Genomic DNA, 20,936 nt, shown 5'->3' with positions numbered 1-20,936 from the left:
TCACTCCTGCCCGTCGCCGGGGTGCTCGTCGCGGGCGAACGGCACGATCAGCCGGATCCGCTGGTCGTGCCGGTCGACCAGCAACGCCCGGTCGGCCCGGGGGGTGTACGCCAGGTCGTGCACCCCCAGGTGCAGGCCGAGGTCGGCGCCGGGCACGTTCAGCGCCACCAGGCAGGCGATGTCGTCGCGGTTCTGGGTCCCGCCGAGGTCGTCGGCGAGTCGACGCAGCCCCCGCCACCAGCCGAGCAGGTGCACCCCGTGACCGGGGCCCTGACGCAGCAGGGTGCGCAGGTCGTCGTGGCCGCTGCGGAAGGTGGCCGGGTCGCTCTCGGCCAGCAGTCCGGCGGCGGCGTCCATCCCGAACACCACCAGGTAGGCCCGCCCCGGCGGGGTCGTGGGGTCGGTCGCGCCGAGGGTGGCCAGGTGCTGCCGCAGGGCGGGGGCGTCGAGGCGTACCACCGGGTGGCCGGCGGCCGTCAGGGTGGCTGCGGTGTCGTCGGCGGCCGGGTCGGCGGCGGCGACCAGGGGGGCCAGTAGGAAGGTCACCTCCCCGGGGGTGTGCTGCCGGGCCAGGCTCAGGGTGGCCGCCCGCAGCACCTCGGCACCGGCGGTGGCGGTGCCGACCACGGCCAGGTGCCGCCCGGGGGCGGTGTCCATGATGAACAGGGCGCTGGTGCCGTCCACGTCGACCGTGCGACCGACCAGGGCCAGGGGTCGCCGACCCCCGGGACGCAGGCCGGTGAAGGTGGGGTCCTCCTCCACCCGGGCGGTCTCGTAGCCCCGGAACACCGAGGGTGGCCGGGCGGTGGCCGGGCGGGCCTGCCACAGCTCGTGCCGCAGGCGGGTCAACTCCTCGGCGGCGGCGTAGGCGTCCGGGAAGCGGATGATCGTGTTGGCCCCGGACACCCCGGCGGCGGTGTTCACCACGGCCGAGCCGACCGGCAGGGTGGCCGCGGCGTCGTTGAGCTGGTCGAGCACTCCCCCGCCTCCGGGCAGCGCCACCCGCAACGCGAACTGCCCGAACACCGCCTCGGCCCGACCGTAGAGGGCCTCGATGCCGGTGGTGCTCTGGCTGGCCAGCACCAGATGGATGCCGTACGAGCGGCCCTTGCGGGCCAACTCCTCCAGCAGGTCCACCGACTCCCGGGAGATCGGGTCGTTGCCGGCCAGCAGCACCTGGAACTCGTCGATCACGGCGACGATCCTCGGCACGGCGGTGTCGGCGGGCAGGTCGGCCAGTTTGGTGACCCCGTGGCGTTTCAGGGCGGTGGCCCGGCGGTGCAGTTCGCGGCGCAGTTCCCGCAGCACGGCCACCCCGTACTCGCGGTCGCTCTCGATGCCCACGGCTCGGGCGTGCGGCAGCCAGGAGGGGTCGCGGCCGGTGGGGACGAACTCGGTGAAGCTCACCCCCTCCTTGAAGTCGAGCAGGTAGAGCTGCAACTCGGTGGGGGCGTAGCGGGCGGCCAGCCCGTAGAGCACGTCCAGCAGGAACACCGTCTTGCCGCTACCGGTACGCCCACCGACCAGCCAGTGCGGGGTGGCGTCGTCGAAGGCGATCGTGAAGGGTTCCCGGCCGGCTCGACCGACCACGGTACGCAGACCGGAGCGGGCCGAGGCGGCCCACCGCTGGGACGGCAGCAGATCGGCGAAGCCGACCGTGGCGCCCCGGCGGGCGGTCTCGCCGAGGTGGGTGGCCAGCGCCGCCACCGAGGTCGGCGGCGGGTCGCCGTCCAGGCGTACCGGCAGGGGCAGGCCGCTGCCGTCGGCGCTGAAGGGTGCGTGCGGCGGGTCACCGACCCGGGCGTACCCGTCGATCATCCGCAGGGTGGTCGTGGTGCCCAGCGGCGGCAGTGTCTCCCCGGGCCCGGCGGCGGTCCAGCCGGCCAGCAGGACGCAGACGGCGGCGGCCGGCCCGGCGTGGGTGAGCGCGGCCAGCCGGGCGGCCTCGCGGGGCGAGGGGACGGAGGCGGCTACCAGCACCAGGAGTTCCTGGTCGGGGCGGTCGCTGCGCCGGGCGGTACGGGCGTGTTGTTCGGCGGCGTCCAGCAGGGTGGCGACTTCCGCCTCGGTGGTGGCCGGTGGGTCGATGACCCCGGAGTCCAGCAGGGGTCGCAGGGGTCCGAAGGTGGCCCCCAGGGCTCCGCTGTCCAGCCCGGCCACCCGGACCGAGCCGGGTGCGGCCGTGGCCAGCAGCCGCAGCACGACCGCGCGCAGCAGCCCGGCCACGGCCGGGTTGCGGGCGTCCGTGTCGACGGACAGGTGATGGCCGGCCCCCAGGGGCACCAGGACGGGGAAGCCCGCACCGGCGGTTATCGCCTCGCCCAGGCGTACCGGCACCGGTTGACCGGCCAGGGGGGTGCCCGGGGTGGGGGTGGCCAGGGTGCCGCCGACCCGGGCCAGCCGGGTCAGCAGGTCGGGGTCGACCCTGGGTGCGGGGGGTGTCGTCCCCCGCAGGGCCTCCCGGGCGGCCTCGAGGTGGGCCCGGGCGGCCCGGTGGGCGGCGATCGCCTGCCCGTACGCCGACGCGAGCCTGCCCAACCTCTGCTCCTCCGCCGCCCGTCCTGTGGTCCGCTGAAACCCTAACGGACCCCGGCCAGGCGGGCACGCGTCCGCGTACCCGGACGTGTCGGCCCACAGTGGAACGGCGACGGCCGACGGTACGCGGGGTGCGTACCGTCGGCCGTCGGCGGTGAGCGGTCAGCCGGTGACCGCGTTGAGGGCCGGCAGGTAGCCGTGGCGGTAGCCGTCGGCGTTCGGGTGGTACGCCTCGATGACCCCGGTGACGTCACGGATCCACGGCTGGGCGGCGCAGACGCCGTGACCGGCGAAGGTGGGCCGGGTGTCGGCGAAGGTGGCCCCGGCCGCCGCCGCCCGGTCGGCGGTGACCTGGGCCAGGGTGTCGGCGGCCTCGTTGAGCAGGGTTCGCTTCTGGCTGCTCATCGCCAGCAGTCCACAGGAGCCGGTCTCGAACAGGCGCGGGTAGCCGAGCACGATCAGGCGGGCGTTGGGGGCCCGGTCGCGGATGGCGGCGTAGGTGCGGTCCAGCCGGGCCGGGAGGGTGCCGGTGGCGAAGGCCTTCGCCTGGTTGACCGCGTTGGTGCAGCTGGAGGTGCTGCCGAACCGGCAACTGGTCATCACGTCGGCGAAGCCGGCGTCGTTACCGCCGACCGTGATGGTGACCATGGTGGTGGTGCTGCTCAGCGAGCTGAGCTGGTTGTTGAGCACGTCGGCGGTGACCGCCCCACCGCAGGCGGGGAAGCGGAAGCTGGCCACGTTGTTGGCCGCGGCCCACAGCGGGGCGTACGACTTCTGACTGCGCAGGCAGGTGGACAGGTCGTACGGGCCGGCGCCGACCCCGGAGGAGTAGGAGTCGCCGAGGGCTACGTAGTGGATGGGAGCGGCAGCCTGGGCGGCGGCGGGCACGGCCAGCGCACCGAGGGTGGCGGTGGCGATGGCGACCAGCGCGGCCAGGGCGCGGGCCAGCGGACGGTGGGGCATTGGCGGACCTCCACAAGGGGGTGGTGGTGGAGCCCGAGAACCGCGCGCGTGGCCAAGGGTTGTTACTGGGCGGTAATGCTATCGAAACATCTGGATTAAGGGAATAGCCGACGGCACCCGCCCGATCGGCGTGATCAGGCGGGTGCCGTGTGCTCTGGGCCGCGTGCTGTTAACAGGGGGCCCTTCCTATGCACGAGGCGTTAAGAAGGTGCCCTTCCTTACACCGTCAGCGGGCGGGAGTCGGCGCGGACGGGAGCGGGCAGGGCACCCACCCCGTCGAGGTAGTGGTGGATCGCCGCGGCGGCGGCCCGCCCCTCGGCGATCGCCCAGACGATCAGCGAGGCGCCCCGGTGCATGTCACCGGCGACGAAGACCCCCTCGGTCTCGGTCTGCCAGTCGGCCCGGGAGTCGATCGCGCCCCGGGCGTTGCGGGCCACCCCGAACTGGGCCAGCAGCGGCTGCTCCTCGGTGCCCTCGAAGCCGATCGCCAGCAGCACCAGGTCGGCGGGCAGTTCCCGCTCGGTACCCGGCACCGGGGTGACGATCCGTCGGCCGTCGCGCTTCTCCACGGTCACCTCGGCGATGCGTACCGCCCGGACCGCGCCGGTGCCGTCGTCGACGAACTCCTGCACCGCGACCGCGAAGACCCGCTCGCCGCCCTCCTCGTGGGCGGCGTACTCCCGCAGGATCCACGGCCAGGTGGGCCAGGGGTCGCGGGCCTCGTCGCGGGCCCGGGGCGGCTGCGGGTACAGGTCCAGCTGGTGTACGCCGGCCGCCCCCTGCCGGTGGGCCACCCCCAGGCAGTCCGCCGCGGTGTCCCCGCCGCCGATGATGACGACATGCTTGTCGGCCGCGTCGATCGGAGTGCCGTCGGGCAGGGTGGCCAGGGCGGGGCGCCCCTCACCGGCTGCGGCAACCACCCGGTTGGCCGCCACCAGGTGCGCCATCGCCTGGTGCACCCCCCGCAGTTGCCGGCCAGGGGTGTCGGACTCGCGGCCCTGCAACGCCCCACAGGCCAGCAGCACCGCGTCGTGCTGCTCGCGCAACTGCTCGGCGGTGATGTCGACGCCGACGTTGACCCCGGTGCGGAACTGCACCCCTTCGGCGGCGAGCTGGGCCAGCCGGGTGTCGATGTGCCGCTTCTCCAGCTTGAAGTCGGGGATGCCGTACCGCAGCAGGCCACCGATCGCGTCGTCGCGCTCGTACACGGTGACGGCGTGACCGGCGCGGGCCAGCTGCTGCGCGGCGGCCAGCCCGGCCGGGCCGGAACCGACCACGGCGACGGACCGGCCACTCGGCGGCGGCACCTCGGCCGGGGTGAGCCCCCGGGCCACGGCGGCGTCGGCGATCTCCGCCTCGACCTGCTTGATGGTCACCGGGTCACCCCCGGCGATGCCGAGCACGCACGCCGCCTCGCAGGGCGCCGGGCAGAGTCGACCGGTGAACTCGGGGAAGTTGTTCGTGGCGTGCAGGGACTCCACCGCCGCGTCCCAGTTGCCGGTGCGGACCAGGTCGTTCCAGTCCGGGATCCGGTTCGCCAGGGGGCAGCCGGCGGTGTCGCTGTGGCAGAAGGGGATGCCGCAGTCCATGCACCGGGCCGCCTGCTCGCGGATCAGCTCCTCACCGGCCGGGGGGTAGACCTCCCGCCAGTCACTGATCCGCACCGGCACCGGCCGGCGGGCCGGCATCCGACGGGGGTGACGCAGAAAACCGTTCGGGTCAGGCACGAGCCACCTCCTGGGCGACCACCCGGTCAGCGGGCGGGACCGACTGCGACGCCTGCGTGGGCGTCGGCTGCGGTGGGGCGGCGGCGGGCGCCAGGGCGCTCATCACCGCCTCGTCGACGTCCTGGCCGGCGGCTTCGGCGGCCTGCATGATCTCCATGACCCGGCGGTAGTCCCGGGGTACCACGGCGGTGAACTCCTCCACCGCCTCCGGCCAGCGCTTGAGCAACTGCTCGGCGACGGCCGAGTCGGTCTCGGCGAAGTGCCGCTGCACCAACTCGTGCAGCCGGGCCCGCTCGGACTCACTGGGGGCGGACAGGTCGACCAGTTCGGTGTTGACCCGCCGTCGGTCCAGGTTCCAGACGAAGGCCGTACCACCGGACATGCCGGCGGCGAAGTTGCGCCCGGTGGCGCCGAGCACCACCACGGTGCCCCCGGTCATGTACTCGCAGCCGTGGTCGCCGACTCCCTCGACGACGGCCACCGCACCGGAGTTGCGGACCGCGAACCGCTCCCCCACCCGACCACGCAGGAAGACCTCTCCCCCGGTGGCGCCGTACAGGATGGTGTTGCCGGCGATGATCTGATCCTCGGCCCGGCTACCCGGCGCGGCGTCCGGGGTGACGAACGGCGAGGTCGGCGCCGGTCGGACGATCAGCCGACCACCGGAGAGCCCCTTGCCGACGTAGTCGTTGGCGTCGCCGTACAGCCGCAGGGTGACCCCCCGGGGCAGGAAGGCCCCGAAGGACTGCCCGGCGGTGCCGCGCAGGGAGAACTCGATCGTGTCGGTGGGCAGCCCGGCGCCGCCGTAGCGGCGGGTGACCTCCCCGCCGAGCATCGCCCCGACGCTGCGGTGCTCGTTGCGGATGGTCACCTCGGCCCGCACCGGGGCGGGCTCGCCGTCGCCGCGCAGGGCCGGCTCCGCCAGCGCGATGAGCTGGTTGTCCAGCGCCAACTCCAGGCCATGATCCTGGGCGCGTACGCCCCGACGGGCCGCCCCCTCGGGCAGCTCCGGCAGGTGCAGCACCCGGTGCAGGTCCAGCCCGCCGGCCTTCCAGTGCTCGATCGCCGGTGCCACGTCCAGCAGCTCGGTGCGGCCGATCGCCTCGTCGATGCTGCGCAGACCCAGCTCGGCCAGGTAGCCGCGGATCTCCTCGGCGAGGAACAGGAAGAAGTTCTCCACGAACTCCGGCTTGCCGGTGTAGCGCTCCCGCAGCACCGGGTTCTGGGTGGCGATGCCGACCGGACAGGTGTCCAGGTGACAGACCCGCATCATGATGCAGCCGGAGACGATCAGCGGGGCGGTGGCGAAGCCGAACTCCTCGGCACCGAGCAGGGCCGCGACGATCACGTCCCGGCCGGTCTTGAGCTGACCGTCCACCTGCACGGTGACCCGGTCACGCAGCTTGTTCAGCAGCAGGGTCTGCTGCGCCTCGGCCAGGCCCAGCTCCCAGGGGGTGCCGGCGTGCTTGAGGGAATTCAGTGGGGAGGCCCCGGTGCCGCCGTCGTGACCGGAGATCAGGATGACGTCGGCCTTGAGCTTGGCCACCCCGGCGGCCACCGTGCCGACCCCGACCTCGCTGACCAGCTTGACGTGCACCCGGGCGGCCGGGTTGACGCACTTGAGGTCGTGCACCAGCTGGGCCAGGTCCTCGATGGAGTAGATGTCGTGGTGCGGCGGCGGGGAGATCAGACCCACCCCGGGGGTGGCGTGCCGGGTCCGGGCGATCCACGGCCACACCTTGTTGCCGGGCAACTGCCCGCCCTCGCCGGGCTTCGCGCCCTGGGCCATCTTGATCTGGAGGTCGTCGGCGTTGACCAGATATTCGCTGGTCACCCCGAACCGGCCGCTGGCGATCTGCTTGACCGACGAGCGGCGCTCCGGGTCGTGCAGCCGGTCGACGTCCTCGCCGCCCTCACCGGTGTTGGACTTGCCGCCCAGGCGGTTCATCGCGATCGCCAGGGTCTCGTGCGACTCCGCCGAGATCGACCCGTACGACATGGCGCCGGTGGCGAACCGCTTGACGATCTCGCTGGCCGGCTCCACCTCCTCGATCGGCACCGGCGGCAGTTCCCCGGTACGCAGCCGGAACAGCCCGCGCAGGGAGCCGGCCTTCGCGGCCAACTCGTCGACCTTGGCGGTGTAGCTGCGGAACACGTCGTACTGGCGGCTGCGGGTGGCGTGCTGGAGCAGGAACACCGTCTCCGGGTTGAACAGGTGCAGTTCACCCTCGCGGCGCCACTGGTACTCCCCGCCCACCGGCAGCCGGTCGCCGGCCGGGACTCCGGGCGCCGGCCAGGCCAGGGCGTGTCGGGCGGCCACCTCGGTGTGGATGCCCTCCAGGCCGACCCCGCTGATCGTGCTCGGGGTGCCCCGGAAGTACCGCTCGATCAGGCGGCTGTGCAGCCCGACCGCCTCGAAGACCTGCGCCCCGCAGTACGAGGACACCGTGGAGATGCCCATCTTGGACATGATCTTCAGGACCCCCTTGCCGAGGGCCTTGACGTAGTTGCGGATCGCGGTGCGCGGCTCGATCCCGGCCAGCGCGCCGGTGGAGATCATGTCCTCGACCGACTCGAAGGCCAGGTACGGGTTGACCGCCGCCGCGCCGTAGCCGATCAGCACGGCCGCGTGGTGCACCTCCCGGCAGTCGCCGGACTCCACGATCAGGGCCACCTGGGTACGGGTCTGCTCCCGGACCAGGTGCTGGTGCACCGCCGCGGTGAGCAGCAGCGACGGGATCGGGGCCAGGTCGGCGTTGGAGTCCCGGTCGGAGAGGACCAGGATGCGTACCCCGTCCTCGATCGCCTCGGAGACGTGCCGGCAGATCTCGGTCAGCCGGGCCTTGATCCCGGCGCCGCCGTCGCGGATGCGGTAGAGCCCGGAGACCCGTACCGCCTTGAAGCCGGGCAGGTCGCCGTCCTCGTCGATGCTGAGGATCTTGGCCAGCTCGTCGTTGTCGATCACCGGGTAGGGCAGCACGATCTGCCGGCAGCTCGCCGGGCCGGGGTCGAGCAGGTTGCCCTCCGGGCCGATGGTCGAGGCCAGGCTGGTCACCAACTCCTCCCGGATGGCGTCCAGCGGCGGGTTGGTGACCTGGGCGAACAGCTGGTGGAAGTAGTCGTAGAGCAGCCGGGGCCGGGTGGACAGCGGGGCGATCGGGGTGTCCGTGCCCATCGACCCGATCGGCTCCGCGCCGGTACGGGCCATCGGGGCGAGCAGGATCTTCAGCTCCTCCTCGGTGTAGCCGAAGGTCAGCTGACGACGGCGTACCGAGTCGTGGGTGTAGACCTGGTGTTCGCGGGCCGGCAGGTCGTCCAGCTCGATCAGCCCGGCGTGCAGCCAGTCGGCGTACGGCTGGGCGGCGGCCAGCTCGGTCTTGATCTCCTCGTCGTGCACGATCCGACCGGTCGTGGTGTCGACCAGGAACATCTTGCCGGGCTGGAGGCGACCCTTGGCTACCACGGTGGCCGGGTCGAGGTCGAGCACCCCGGCCTCGCTGCCCAGCACCACGAGCCCGTCGGCGGTCTGCCACCAGCGCCCCGGCCGCAGGCCGTTGCGGTCGAGCACCGCACCGACGATCTCGCCGTCGGTGAAGGCGACCGAGGCCGGGCCGTCCCAGGGCTCCATCAGGCTGGCGTGGAACCGGTAGAAAGCCCGCTTGTCGGCGGCCATGTCCGGGTCGTTCTCCCAGGCCTCCGGGATCATCATCAGCACCGCGTGCGGCAGGCTCCGCCCGGCCAGGTGCAGCAGCTCCAGGACCTCGTCGAAGTTGGCCGAGTCGGAGGCGGCCGGGGTGCAGATCGGGAAGACCCGGCGGATGTTGCCCGGCAGATCGGGGGTACGCAGCAGGGCCTCACGGGCCTGCATCCAGTTCCGGTTGCCCCGGATGGTGTTGATCTCACCGTTGTGGGCGATGAACCGGTACGGGTGGGCCAGCGGCCAGGAGGGGAAGGTGTTCGTGGAGAACCGGGAGTGCACCAGGGCGATGGCGCTGTCCACCCGCTCGTCGGTCAGATCCGGGTAGAAGGCCGGTAGCTGGTCCGGGGTGAGCATCCCCTTGTAGACCATGGTCCGCCCGGACAGCGAGGGGAAGTACGCCGGCACTCCCCGCTCGGCGGACTCCCGCTCGGCCTGCTTGCGTACGCAGAAGGCGACCCGCTCCAACTCCAGGCCGCTCAGTGGGGAACCGGCCGGACCGGCCGGGGTGTCGGTGAGCCGACGGGCGGCGAGGAACAACTGCCGCACCCGGGGCATCGCGGCCAACGCCGTGTCGCCCAGGTCGGAGGGATCGACCGGCACATCCCGCCAGCCGAGCAGCTCCGCCCCCTCGACCAGGGCGTACTTCTCGACCACCTGGCGGGCCCGCGCCGCACCGGCGTCGTCGTCCGGCAGGAAGACCAGACCGGTGGCGTACTCACCGTGCGGGGGAAGGGGGAAGTCCACCACCGCGCGCAGGAAGGCGTCCGGTACCTGGATCATGATGCCGGCGCCGTCGCCGGTGTTCGGCTCCGCGCCCCGGGCACCCCGGTGGTCCAGCCGGCAGAGCGCGCCCAGGCCGTTGGCGACCACCGTATGGGAGCGCCGTCCGTGCAGATCGGCCACGAAGGCGACCCCGCAGGCATCGTGCTCATGAGCGGCGTCGTACAGGCCGGCAGGAGACGTCACCTGGGGGTCCTGCGGTGCCGGCTGGGGGCGGTGTGGGTACGCAAAGGCCACCGGGCCTCCTGTCGTCACTCAGGCTAAAAAATGATCGGGACGACGTCGGCCCTATACGGACTATTAAGTCTACGTTAGGGCTCGTAGGGCAAGGCCAGTGCAGATTGATCACACCGTCCAGACTCTGAGACGGGTAATCTCGCCGGGTGGATTCCGAGCGTACCGACCTCCTCGACCGATTGGAACGGTTCTACGACGCGGTGCCCCGGGACGCGGCACATGTGGAAGATCACGGCGCTCTGGTCCTCTTCGTTCGGGAAGGCCGCGGATGGCCGTTCTACGCGCGACCGCGTCGGGGTGCCGGGCGGCCGCCGTCGCTGGCCGAGCTGACCGAGGTCCGCGCCCGGCAGCGGGAGTTGGGCCTGCCCGAGGCGCTGGAGTGGGTGCACGACCTCAACCCGGACCTGCTCCCGGTGGCCCGTGCGGCCGGCCTGGCCGTACTCGAAGCGCCGTTGATGGTCCTCGACCCGGCCGCCCTGCCCGACCCGGTGACCCTGCTCCACCCGGAGGCCGTCGCTGGCGTGTCGGTGCGGTTGCTAGGCCCGACGGACGATGATCTCGGTGCAGCGGTGGCCGCGCGGCGGGCGGTGGCGGCGGTCGGATTCGCCGCGCCCGGCACCGCGCGGGGCAGGTCCGGAGCGGCCGAGCGCGACGCGGCCATGATCGGCCTGGACGAGGCGGCGGTCGACGAGGAACGCGCCCGCATCGCCAACGGCAGCCACCTCTCGGTACTGGCCGGCACTGCCACCGAAGGCCCGCTGGCCAGCGGCATGGCCATGCGGGTCGGTGACGTCGCCGAGATCGCCGGGGTGGCCACCCTGCCCAGCGCCCGCCGTCGAGGACTCGGTGCGGCGGTCACCGCCACCCTGGCCCGTGCCCTGCTGGCCGACGGAACCGACCTGGTGTTCCTCTCCGCCGGTAGCGAGGAGATCGCCCGGGTCTACCTGCGGGCCGGTTTCCACCGCGTGGGCACCGCCTGCGTGGCCGAACCTGCCGCCGTCACCACCTGACCGGCCCGCACAACCTGATCCGACAGCCGCACAGGTGCACCGACTGCCGCTCTGGTCGAGCCAAGCGATCAACACCTACCATGTGTCGATGATCGATCAAGGTCAGACACGCGTCCCCATCCCGGTCGTCGCGGCCGCGATCATTTTCCCCCTGGCGAGCGTCATCCAGGCGATCCAGTTCAAGACGAGCACTGCTCCGGGGGTCACCGACACGAGGGCGACCGTGTTCGCCGTGGGGGTGGTCCTTCTCTCGCTGGCCTTCGCGTACGGCCTGTGGCGCCAGGTCGGGCGCGCCCGGATGCTGACCGCCGGCTTCGCCGCCTTCAACATCGCGTACGGCCTGACGGCACTGCCCGACATCGACGCGTTGACCGTGTTGCGGATGGTGGCGCTCGCTGCCGTCATCGGCCTGCTGCTGCTGCCCGCATCGTCTCGGCAGTGGTTCTCGCCCGCCGCCTGAGTCGCCGTTCGACGGGCCAGTGTCACCCAGCATGGTGTCGGGCCGCGCGGATGAAGATCATCCTCGCGGCCCGACACCTGACTCGACCCGGGTCGGTGAACCGGATCTACGCGGTCACTGCCTAGATGCCGCCGATTCGTCCCGGCGTCCAGTTGTACGTCGGCGTCCGCACCGGCGCGGACGGAGAGTTCTTCGCCGGGGTCGTCTTCGGCTGGTAGCCACCGCTGCCGTTACCTCTGACGCCGCTGCTCGCCTTGACGACATTGCGCTGCGCATGCTCCGGAAAGACCGTCGCATGCCGTGAGGACTCACAGCCGACGAACCACTTGCAGGCGTTGAAGTTGGCGTTCTCCAGCAACAGCACGTCACCCATGAAGTCCAACCCGGTCCTGGGCTGCTTGATCACCTGATCCACGGCCTCGCCCAGGATCCGGCGATGGACGCTGACGGCGTAGTCGGCGAACAACATCCCCTGGGTCTCCATCTGATACGCCAGCCTCCGGTAGCTCTCGTCCTGGCCGGGACGGCGGGCGTTCTGCTGGAACTTCTGGTTCTGCCAACTGAGCTTCGTGTGCTGCACCTTGGCCGCGGAGAGCTTCTTAGCCGGGCCTGCGGTGGATTTGAGCAACTTGCCGGTCTGCATCACGGCCTTGCCGCCGGGAATCAGGCCGGCCACTCCGATGGCGGCGTCGGTCCAGTCCCCATTCTTCGCACTCTTGCCCGCATCATAGGCACCGGCCAGCGCGGATCCCGCCGTGAGGACCGGCGCGAGCACCTGTAGCGGCGGAATGACCGCACAGGCCATTGCTGCCACCCCCAGCCCGAGTGAGATGTTCCCGGCATTGTCGGACAGGAATTTGCCGGTCGACACGGCGGCGTTCGCCGCCTTCTTCACGACACTGCGGAGAAACTCGCCGTCCGGATCGGTGAAACTCACCGGGTTGTTGTTGCTGTAGGCATAGCCGTGCATCTGCTGCGGGTCCGCGTAGTCGATCACGGGGTCGACGCTGATGAACCGGCCGATGAAGGGATCGTATTCTCGGGCACCTATGTGGGTCAGGCCGGTGGGATCCTTGGTGCCGCCGACGAATCCCTTGTCCATGGCTGCCGGCCAGATGCCGACCGCGTTGCCCCGGTTGTCGCCATAGGGCAGGGTGCGACGCTTGGCGATCGCCAGGGTGGCGGCGTTGATGGTCAGTTCGGCCGTGCCGTGATGGTCACCGAGAATCCAGTACAGTCCCTCGCCGGTCCGCATCGCGACGACTGCTTCCGCATGGGTGTAGTAGCGGGTGGCGGTCTTGGCGGCGGTGGCGTTGGTGTAGCGGACCTCCAAGCCGCCGGGCAGGTAGAGGGTCTTGCCGGTGGCGTCGGTACGGGTCAGCCGGTTGCCCTCGGTGTCGTAGCGGAAGCTGGTGGTGGTGCCGCCCTCGGTGACGCTCTCCAGGTCACCCTCCCGGTTCCACACCAGACTCTGGGTGGCGCCGCTGGCCGTGGGCCGGGCGACGGTGTTGCCGGCGTTGTCGTAGCCGTAGTTACGACTCCACGACACGCCTCCGGTCGCGGTGACGTTGGTGACGGTGTGCGGGCGGGCCGCACCCGCCGGCGGGTGGGTGTAATTGAAGGTGGTGTTCGTCGCCGCGTGCCGGGTCTCGGTCAGCCGGTTGCCGGTGACGTCGAAGGTCCAAGAGTGCCAGTAGGGCGCCGGTCCACCGAGCCCCGCCACGGTGGGACTCTGGGCACAGTCACCGGAGCCCGGGGTCCAGGCCCCGGTCAGTCGCCGCAGGTGGTCGTACGTGTAGCACTGGGTGTCCGCGGTCTGCCCCTGCGGCTGCTCCTTGATCTTGGTGACATTTCCGGCCGCGTCGTACTCGTAGGACCAGTTCGCCGCTTCCGGCTTGAGCTCCGGCACCACATTGGTGGCCTTCAGCCGGCGGGTCGGCTCGTCGAAATCGGAGGTGACCGCCACCCGCGAGCCGAAGGCGCCCAACTCCCGCCCGGTGAGCTGACCCAGCTTGTCGTAGGTCACCGCCCCGACGTAGATCTGTGCCGCCGACAGCAGCGAGCCGTCCTCGCTGAGGTCGTTGTAGCCGAAGGTCAACCGTTCCGACGGCAGGTCGGCTGCGGCCGGCAGGTCTACCTGGTGCGTCTGTCCGTTGACCCGGTAGCTGGTGGTCGTGGTGTAGACGCAGGGATCCGGTCCCGCCGCGGCACACAGTTGAGGCTCCGACGCGGGCACCACCAGGGAGGTGGAGGTGGTCCGCCCGAACGCGTCGTAGGAGTCGGTCCGGCTGGTCCACGCCTGACCACCGGTGTAGCGGGTGGTGGAGGTCAGCTTGCCCTTCCCGTTGGGCAGGGTGTCGAAAACCCAGTCGGCCCGTATCGCGCCGGTGGCGCTGTCGTCCCGCACGCTGGTCTTGCGGCCCAACTCGTCATAGGTGTAAGCGACGGTCGTGGTTCCGGTGCCCAACGGCGCCGTCACCGTGAGTACGTTGCCCTCGGCGTCGTAGGTCGAAGTGGTCGTGCCCTTGTCCGGGTCGACCGCCTGAATCTCCCGACCGCGCAGGTCGTAGCTGTACGACCAGGTGTTGCCGGCCGGGTCCTTGATCGTCTTCTGCTGCCCGAGCAGGGTGTAGGTGTACTGCGTCTCGTCGTACGTGGCGGGATCGGTCGAACCGACGTCGGACCGGTTCGCGTACTGCCGCAGTCGGGTGGTCTGTCCCTTGACGTCGGTGATGACGGTGCTGACGATGCCGCCCTGCGGGGCGGTGACGTGCATCCGGTCACCGTCGTGGCTGGTGCTGGTCCGCCACTTCTCCACCCCGAGGGCCTTGAAGATCTCGGCGGTACGTCGGCCGGCCCCGTCGTACACGTTCTGCGTGATCGACGGGATCTGGCCCTGCGGCGTGCCGAGGGTCGTCGAGGGTGCCGCGTTCGTGGTGTCGTAGTACGGCTCGGAGGTCCACTCCACCTCGCCACGGGCGTTGTGGAACGTCTCCGTCAGCAACCGCCCGCCGCCGGTGGCCTGGGTCTGGCTCTGCCGCTCACGCAGGAAGCCGTCGTACAGGGTGACCGACTTCTTGTACGTCGAACCGGTCACCAGCAGGCTCTCGGTGGAGACGGCGGTCGGACCACCGCTGTTGCGCATCTGATAGCTGATCTTCGTACTGGCGCTCTGGTTGGCCTTGTTCCGACCGGGCAGCCACACGTTCGTCAGCCGGCCCAGACCGTCGTAGGTCAGGTCGGTGAACGCCCCGTTCTCGTCGGTCACCCGGGTGGCCAGGTTCCAGGCCGGTTCCCGGGCGGTGGTCTTCGTGTGGCCGAGCGGATTGGTCTCCACCGTCTGGGTGAGCAGGCCACCGTTGGCCGTCGTGTAGTCGGTCGTGCTGCTGTAGCCCCTGGCGTCGGTCGTGGAGGTGACCCGGCCGTTGGCGTCGTAGCTCATCGACTGGGTGCGGACATATACCGGGTTGGCGCCGTCGAACCGGTCCAGTTCCTCGGTGCGCACCACATTGCCCTTGGTGGGGGCCGCGCCGAAGGACGAGTCGCCGGTGTAGCTGTCGTAGAAGGAACGATCCCGCTTCAGGACCGTGGCCGGCGTCGCCGTGCTCGGCGCGTCCGCGCACCTGATCGACAGCACCTCCGTCTGACTGACCCGGTCGATCATCCAGCTGCCCTCGTTACGGGCGTACCGGGTACGGGTGCAGGTCTCGTCCCCGGTGACGTTCTCGTCACCGGCGTCCTCCACCGCCGTCGGCAGACCGTCCGAGTTGTACGTGGTGGCGGTCTTCGTGATGCGGAACCCGCCGGCCGCGAGGGCGGTACGGGTCCGGGTCGAGGCGTTGTTCACCATCCAGGCGTTGGTGGTCACGCCGTTGCGCGTCCGGGTCGCGGTCGGGCCACGGCGCCACGGCTCGTTCAGGGTGGAGGAAACCTCGGCACCGTTGACGCCGCTGCTGCTGACCCCGTTGTAGGTGATCTCCTGGCGGAGGAAGCCCTGGAGCGCCTCGTGGTCGGTGATCGTTCCGCCCCAGGTGTCCGACACCTGCACGGAGCGGGTGCCGCTGGGCTGCTTGTCGCCGTGCATGCCGCGTAGGTAGCGGTATTCGACCGCGGTCTGTACCCCGTTGGTCGGGTCGCCCTGGCGGACCCGTACCCGGCCGTAGCCGCGCCAGTCGCCCCAGGTGCGGTGTTTGTCCTTGGTCAGCTCGTCGGTGTTGTACGCCCAGGCAGGGTTGTCGAGGTAGTCGTAGAAGGTGGTCTGGTTCGGCTGGTCGGTGACCAGGTCGTCCTGGTCGATGCGGGTCACGACGTACTTGTGGAACCAGTCCAGGGTCGGGTCCCCGCTGCCGGGCCAGGAGAAGTAGGCGGGCATACACCGTTTGGTGTTCGAGTGCGGCGTCGGCAGGCTGGTGCGGGTGCAGTCGTGGCCTGAGTAGGTGATCAGGATGTCGCCGCCGGTCTCGGTGCGGATCTGCTTGATCCGCCACCGGTTCAACTCGGTGCGCTGGTCCGAGGGCCCGTCGACCCGGTTGGCCAACGGCTCGGCTCCCGGGTTGAAGGTGATCTCCGGGTCGGAGACGGCGACACCACCGGCAGTGGTGACGTGCCCGGTACGGGTGATCCCCCGCAGCCACATCGGCGTACCCTCACCGGTGCCGGCGTTGATGAACTCGTGCCGCAACGCCCAGGACTCCACATCCCGGTACGACGAGGTGCCGTTGCGCAGCTGCGCGGTGACCTTGGTCAGCCGACGCGCCGACCAGAACGTCGGCGAGTTCTGCTCCACGCACGGGGACTCATCGCAGTACTGGTCCCACGGCGTGTCCGGCCAGGAATTCGGCCTCGGATCCGACGTCCACTCCGCGCCCGTCCAGCAGTTCGACAGACACCGCGGGCCGGTCTCGAACGTCACCCGCAACGGCGCGGCCGCGCTGTACTCGGCGCCCTTGCGCATGCCGTACTCGATGCGGTCCAGGTAACCGCCCCGGTCATAGGTGGTCCGCTGGGTCGGAGTGTTGTTCCGCCCGTACGCGCCGGTCTCCTTCTTGTAGAAGTAGGCCAGCGAGTTGTTGTTCGGATCGACCACGTAGTCGAGGTTCCACCGCCATCCCTGGTCGCAGCGGGCGTTCGCGAACGTGGAGTCGTAGCACGGCTCACCGGAGTTGTTGCCGTACACCGGAGTCGTCCACGTCGAGTTCGTCACCGGATCCCCCGACGACCAGCCCGGCAGCCGGTGGTAGCCGAAGTAGTACTGCACCCCGTCGGTGGTGGTCACCTTCCAGTACTCGTTGTCGTCGTCACCGTTATTGCGCGCCGAATCGGTGACCCGTTCGATCCTGGTGCCGTCGTCGTTCTTCAACCGCCACACCGAACCACTCCGGACCAGCTCACCCGCCCGACCGTTCAACGACAACGTCGCGTTGTCGCTGAACCAGCACAGGTCGCCGGTCTTGTGACCCGGATTGTCGTCCCCGCAGGAGGCGTACCGCCGCTCGATGAAACCCGGCCAGGACGACCAGCCGTCGCCGACCCAACCACCCTGGTTGTTCGTCATCGAGGTCATCCCGTCGACACTGCCCGACGAGTACGCCAGGCTCACCGACGGTGACGGCCCACCCAACGACGGTGGCATCCGCAGTTCGTAGGACCAGGAGAAGTCACCGGTCTGGGTCGACACCTCCCAGGCTCCGGCCGGCGACAGATCGGTCGCCTTGTAGTCACCGTTGTCACCGGCCGAGTCGGCCTGCACCGCGAGCAGCGTCATTGCCTCACCCGGCAGGCTTACTCGCGCCGACACCGTCGACGCGCGCGCGTCGTTCACCGACGGGATCGGCGTCGACGTCTGGCACTGCGCCACCTGCGGCGTGGTCACCGCGCACTCCGGCCGCTGCACCAGCCGCAACCGCGACGCCCAGTCACCACCGTAGGCGTGCGCGAACCCCGAGAAGTCCACCTCGACAGAGACCGGGCCGCTGCCTGTTCCCCCGTCCGCACGGCCCAGGCCCAGCAACACACCCTGCACGCCGGCTCGCGCCGTGGCCGCCCGGTCGAACACCCGCACCGACACCACGTCCGGCCCGGCCAGTCTCCGGGCGCCGAGGCCCTCCGACTCCACGGCGGACACCGTCACCGGCAGCTCACCGGCCCGACCCGCACCGGCCACCTTCGGCCGGGCCGTCGCCGTGCCGGCCGCCGGCCAGTTCACCGGGCGCGGCTGACGCACCGTCCGCGACTGCGCCGAGAAATCCGGCCGGGCGGCTTCCGGCCGGACGTCGGTCACCTTGAGCCCGGTGACCTCCTTCGGCTTCGGCGGTTCCCACTTCGGCGCGGCAACGGCAGCCGACGGCTGCTCGAACAACGTCACCGCCAGGACCAGCGCCATCGGGGCGGCCAGCCATCGTAAGCACCGATTGGTACGACCCATCGTTCTCGCCCGCTGTGGCGGGCCACCGACCTCAACGCTCATCGCAATGCTCCCCATGCATGTTCGACGGACAAACCGGAGGTGGAACGAGACGATCCGAAGATCAAAAGAGACCGGCTCGGGCAGCCTGACGTGACCGGTGTCGGACTGCCCGGAGCCGGTTGAGTTGCGGTTGCGTGGAACTACTGAGCGGCCTGCTGACAGATCTCCCAGGCCGACAGGGTGCGCTGGAACGCGTGCACGTCATCGATCTCGCCGCGCCAGTGGCTCGCGGCCGTACCCGACGACTGTCCACGGCCGATCGCGAACGATCCGGTCGCCGACCAGTCGCCGGTGAAGGACGTCTCGGCGGTCTCCCCACCGCAGCTGAGCAGATCACCCATCACATACGCGCGGATCTTGTCGGTGGCCGCGTCGTACACCCCGGCCAGGTGCACCCAGGTGCCGTCGGTCGGCGGCCCCCAGGCGAAGCCGTCCGCGCAGGCGGTCGTCGGGTTTCCGCCGTCGGTGGGACGCATGGCGAAGCACCAGCCGCCGGCGCCGCCGTTGGCGTCCTTGTCGTACATCAGCTGGAAGCGGCTGGCCGTCGTACCGTCCTGGCTCAGCACCACCTGGTGATCGTCGGCAGCGAGGTCGGACGCGCGGACCCAGGCCATCACCGTGAAACTCCTGGTGGTGTCGAGCACCGGCCCGGTGGTGGTGATCTGACCGCCCGTTCCGGTGAACGAGGCTGCGTTACCGAGATAGCCCGGCCCGAACGCCACCGAACCCGACAGCGTTCCCGGCAACAGCGCGCTGCCGCCCGAGCCCGAGTCCGCCGCCGTCGTGCCCGACGCCTCGTCGAACCTCCAGCGGGAGAACTTGTTCGGCGCCGGCGACACCCAGAACTGATGCAGATACGTCGGGCTGATGTTGCCGGCGATGTCCTTGGCCACCACGTTCAGCGTGTGGACCATGTCCGTGGCCGGGGTGTGGGTGACCGACATCGTCTTCGGATCCGTGCCTGATGCCGCGACCGTGGTCGTCGAGCCGTTGTCCACCCACCAGGTGAAGTCCGCCGTGTCCGGGCTGCCGTCGGCCGCGAAGATGCCCGGGGTGCCCACCTCGGCGCCCCATTCCCGCAGCGGGTACTGCGTCGAGGACACCGGGGCCAGCACTGGTGGTGCCGTGTCCACGGTCAGGGTCTGCCACCCCGACCAGTCGCCGGTCAGATTGTTCTCGTCGGAGGAGCGTGCCCGCCAGTGGTAGGTCTGCCCACTGGCCAGCCCGGACGGCACCCGCCACGTCGCGGTACCCGGTGCGGCGGTCGTCACCAGTGCCGAGGAGTTCCCGGCCACCAGCGTCGCCGACGCCGAGGCCGCGGTGCGGACCTCGAAGGCGGTCCGCAGGTTTCCGTTGTACGGGTCAGACACGTTCGCCCGCAGGGTCGGAGTCGTGGTACGCACCACCGCCGGCGAGGTGCACGCCTTGTAGCAGTCCGTCGTCGTGGAGAACGGCTGCGCGACCGGGGGGTTCGGCTTCTTGTCGTACGTCACGATCAGGTAGGTGTGACCGGTGAAGAACTTCTTCCACCGAGCCTGCGACGACTCGTGCTCGCCGGTGCGGGTGCACGCACACAAACCGACCGTGTAGGTCGTGGCATTCGCCGTCGCCCGCGCCTGCACGTCGGTCTTCACCTTGCTGTCATCGAACACCGCGTCCGCGTCCGGCTGAACGGACCCACAACCACCGGCCTCGTTCGCGTTACCCAACCAGGAGCCCAACCAGTACGACGACGGCAGCGGCCGGGTCGACCAGGCCATCCGGCCACCGCTGGACACCGTGATCCCATCCGTGTTGGTCCGGTACAGGTGCACCGCGGTCGGGTCGCAGGACCACGAGTGGTCGAGCTTCATGGTCACCTTCGCCGACAGGATCTGGGTCCCTCGCAACGTCGAGACGTTGAAGTCGAAAAACGACCGGTACAACACATCGTCGTACGGGTTGCGACCGACCCAGGCGCGGTTACCCACGTCCCAGGCCTTGTTCGCGTCGTTCGCGAACGCCCACTTCGACCGCAGGCCGTTGAACGGCGGATCCACGAACACCGGCCAGGTCACCTCTGGATCATCGAGCATGGATTCGTCCGCGATCACGACAAGCTCGTCCTCGTCCATGGTGATCGCCACGGTCGTACGCCTCGACGTGACTGCGGGTTCCGCACCGCTCGCCGGCTCGGCGGTGGTCCGGTCACCGCCTCGCATCGGCAGTACCTCGCCGGCAGCTGCCGGATCCACCGACGAGTCCCACATTGACGCCGAGTGCGTGACCGCCATGGTCTGCCCACTCGGGTCGGTCAGCCGCAACCCACCATCGGCCTGCGTCTCGACGCTGACATCCCCGCCCAGCACGTACCGCAGGTTGCGCACCTGAGGATTCGCCGCCGCCGCCGGAGACAGAATCTCCACCGCATGCGTGAACCCCTCCGACAAGGCGGTGACGTGCAGGTTGACCCCGGGCAGCACATCGTCGTACACCGCAGTTGCACCCACCAGCCGCGGCACCGGCAACGCCCCCAGCGGCCACGAAAGGATGAACGACGAGCCGCCCTCCCGCCATGTCACCAACGGCGCCGATCCACCGGCCGAGAACCGTACATCGGCCAGCGTCGCGGCCGGCACCACCGCACCGCCCGACACCGACAGGGTGGGGTCGATCGCCGTCCACGAACCGTCGGAGCGCCGGACCCGCTGCGGCACCGCCGACACCGTGAGCGTCCGCGTGCCAGTCGGATCGACAGCTACCTGCTCGGACTCGGTCCGCTCACTCAACACCTCCACCGACACACCGCACTGGGCGGCCAAGGCGGCGGCGGCAGTCTCGTTCGCCGCCTCCGCCACCGTGCAGTCTCGCTCCAATGTGGACTCTGCTAGCGCGGATGCGGGCCCACCGGCCACCACACCGAGCCCTGAACCAAGCAGTACGGCAACCAACGCGGTTGCCAGCCGACGCGGTCTCTGCGACCGAATTTGGGCAGGCTGAGACCATGATTGTTTGACCAATGTAGACACCCCCGTGACGATTGATCACCCACCCTTCCCTGCACGTTTCGATCTGTCAA

8 protein-coding genes are annotated in these 20,936 nt (G+C 70.4%); 2 read left to right on the top strand and 6 right to left on the bottom strand.

All coding sequences use genetic code 11. The features are described from left to right. The 4 genes from OIE53_RS02325 to gltB all read right to left on the bottom strand — a co-directional run bounded on the left by OIE53_RS02325 (window position 1) and on the right by gltB (window position 9,942). On the bottom strand, window positions 1–2,538 hold the full coding sequence (locus tag OIE53_RS02325) for an FtsK/SpoIIIE domain-containing protein (protein WP_327024897.1): 2,538 nt from the start codon (window positions 2,536–2,538) through the stop codon (window positions 1–3). Window positions 2,539–2,697: 159 nt separating this feature from the next. Beyond that, window positions 2,698–3,498: an SGNH/GDSL hydrolase family protein gene (locus tag OIE53_RS02320; protein ID WP_327024896.1), complete on the bottom strand. Its 801-nt coding sequence runs from the start codon at window positions 3,496–3,498 to the stop codon at window positions 2,698–2,700. Between the two features lie 218 nt (window positions 3,499–3,716). Further along, window positions 3,717–5,225 carry a glutamate synthase subunit beta gene (locus tag OIE53_RS02315; RefSeq protein ID WP_327024895.1) on the bottom strand — a complete coding sequence of 503 codons (1,509 nt, stop codon included), beginning with the start codon at window positions 5,223–5,225 and terminating at the stop codon, window positions 3,717–3,719. Beyond that, window positions 5,218–9,942: a glutamate synthase large subunit gene (gltB, locus tag OIE53_RS02310; RefSeq protein WP_442791368.1), complete on the bottom strand. Its 4,725-nt coding sequence runs from the start codon at window positions 9,940–9,942 to the stop codon at window positions 5,218–5,220. Before gltB ends, OIE53_RS02315 begins: the two co-directional genes overlap by 8 nt. Before the next feature lie 146 nt (window positions 9,943–10,088). Here gltB and OIE53_RS02305 point away from each other — a divergent pair, with 146 nt between their 5' ends. Together OIE53_RS02305 and OIE53_RS02300 are read left to right on the top strand one after the other, a co-directional pair. Next, entirely contained in the window at window positions 10,089–10,952 is an 864-nt protein-coding gene (locus OIE53_RS02305; RefSeq protein WP_327024893.1) for a GNAT family N-acetyltransferase, read from the top strand. Window positions 10,953–10,986: 34 nt separating this feature from the next. Next, entirely contained in the window at window positions 10,987–11,412 is a 426-nt protein-coding gene (locus tag OIE53_RS02300) for a hypothetical protein (protein WP_327024892.1), read from the top strand. Between the two features lie 121 nt (window positions 11,413–11,533). Here the strand turns inward: OIE53_RS02300 and OIE53_RS02295 are convergent, their stop codons facing one another. Both OIE53_RS02295 and OIE53_RS02290 read right to left on the bottom strand, forming a co-directional pair. Beyond that, window positions 11,534–17,794 carry an RHS repeat domain-containing protein gene (locus tag OIE53_RS02295; protein ID WP_327024890.1) on the bottom strand — a complete coding sequence of 2,087 codons (6,261 nt, stop codon included), beginning with the start codon at window positions 17,792–17,794 and terminating at the stop codon, window positions 11,534–11,536. 224 nt (window positions 17,795–18,018) lie between these two features. After that, window positions 18,019–20,715, bottom strand: coding sequence for a LamG domain-containing protein (locus tag OIE53_RS02290; RefSeq protein WP_327024889.1), 2,697 nt, complete (start codon window positions 20,713–20,715; stop codon window positions 18,019–18,021). Window positions 20,716–20,936 lie beyond the last annotated feature (221 nt).

Source organism: Micromonospora sp. NBC_01739 (assembly GCF_035920385.1).
Lineage (GTDB): Bacteria > Actinomycetota > Actinomycetes > Mycobacteriales > Micromonosporaceae > Micromonospora.
This window is presented reverse-complemented; position numbering and strand designations above follow the sequence as displayed.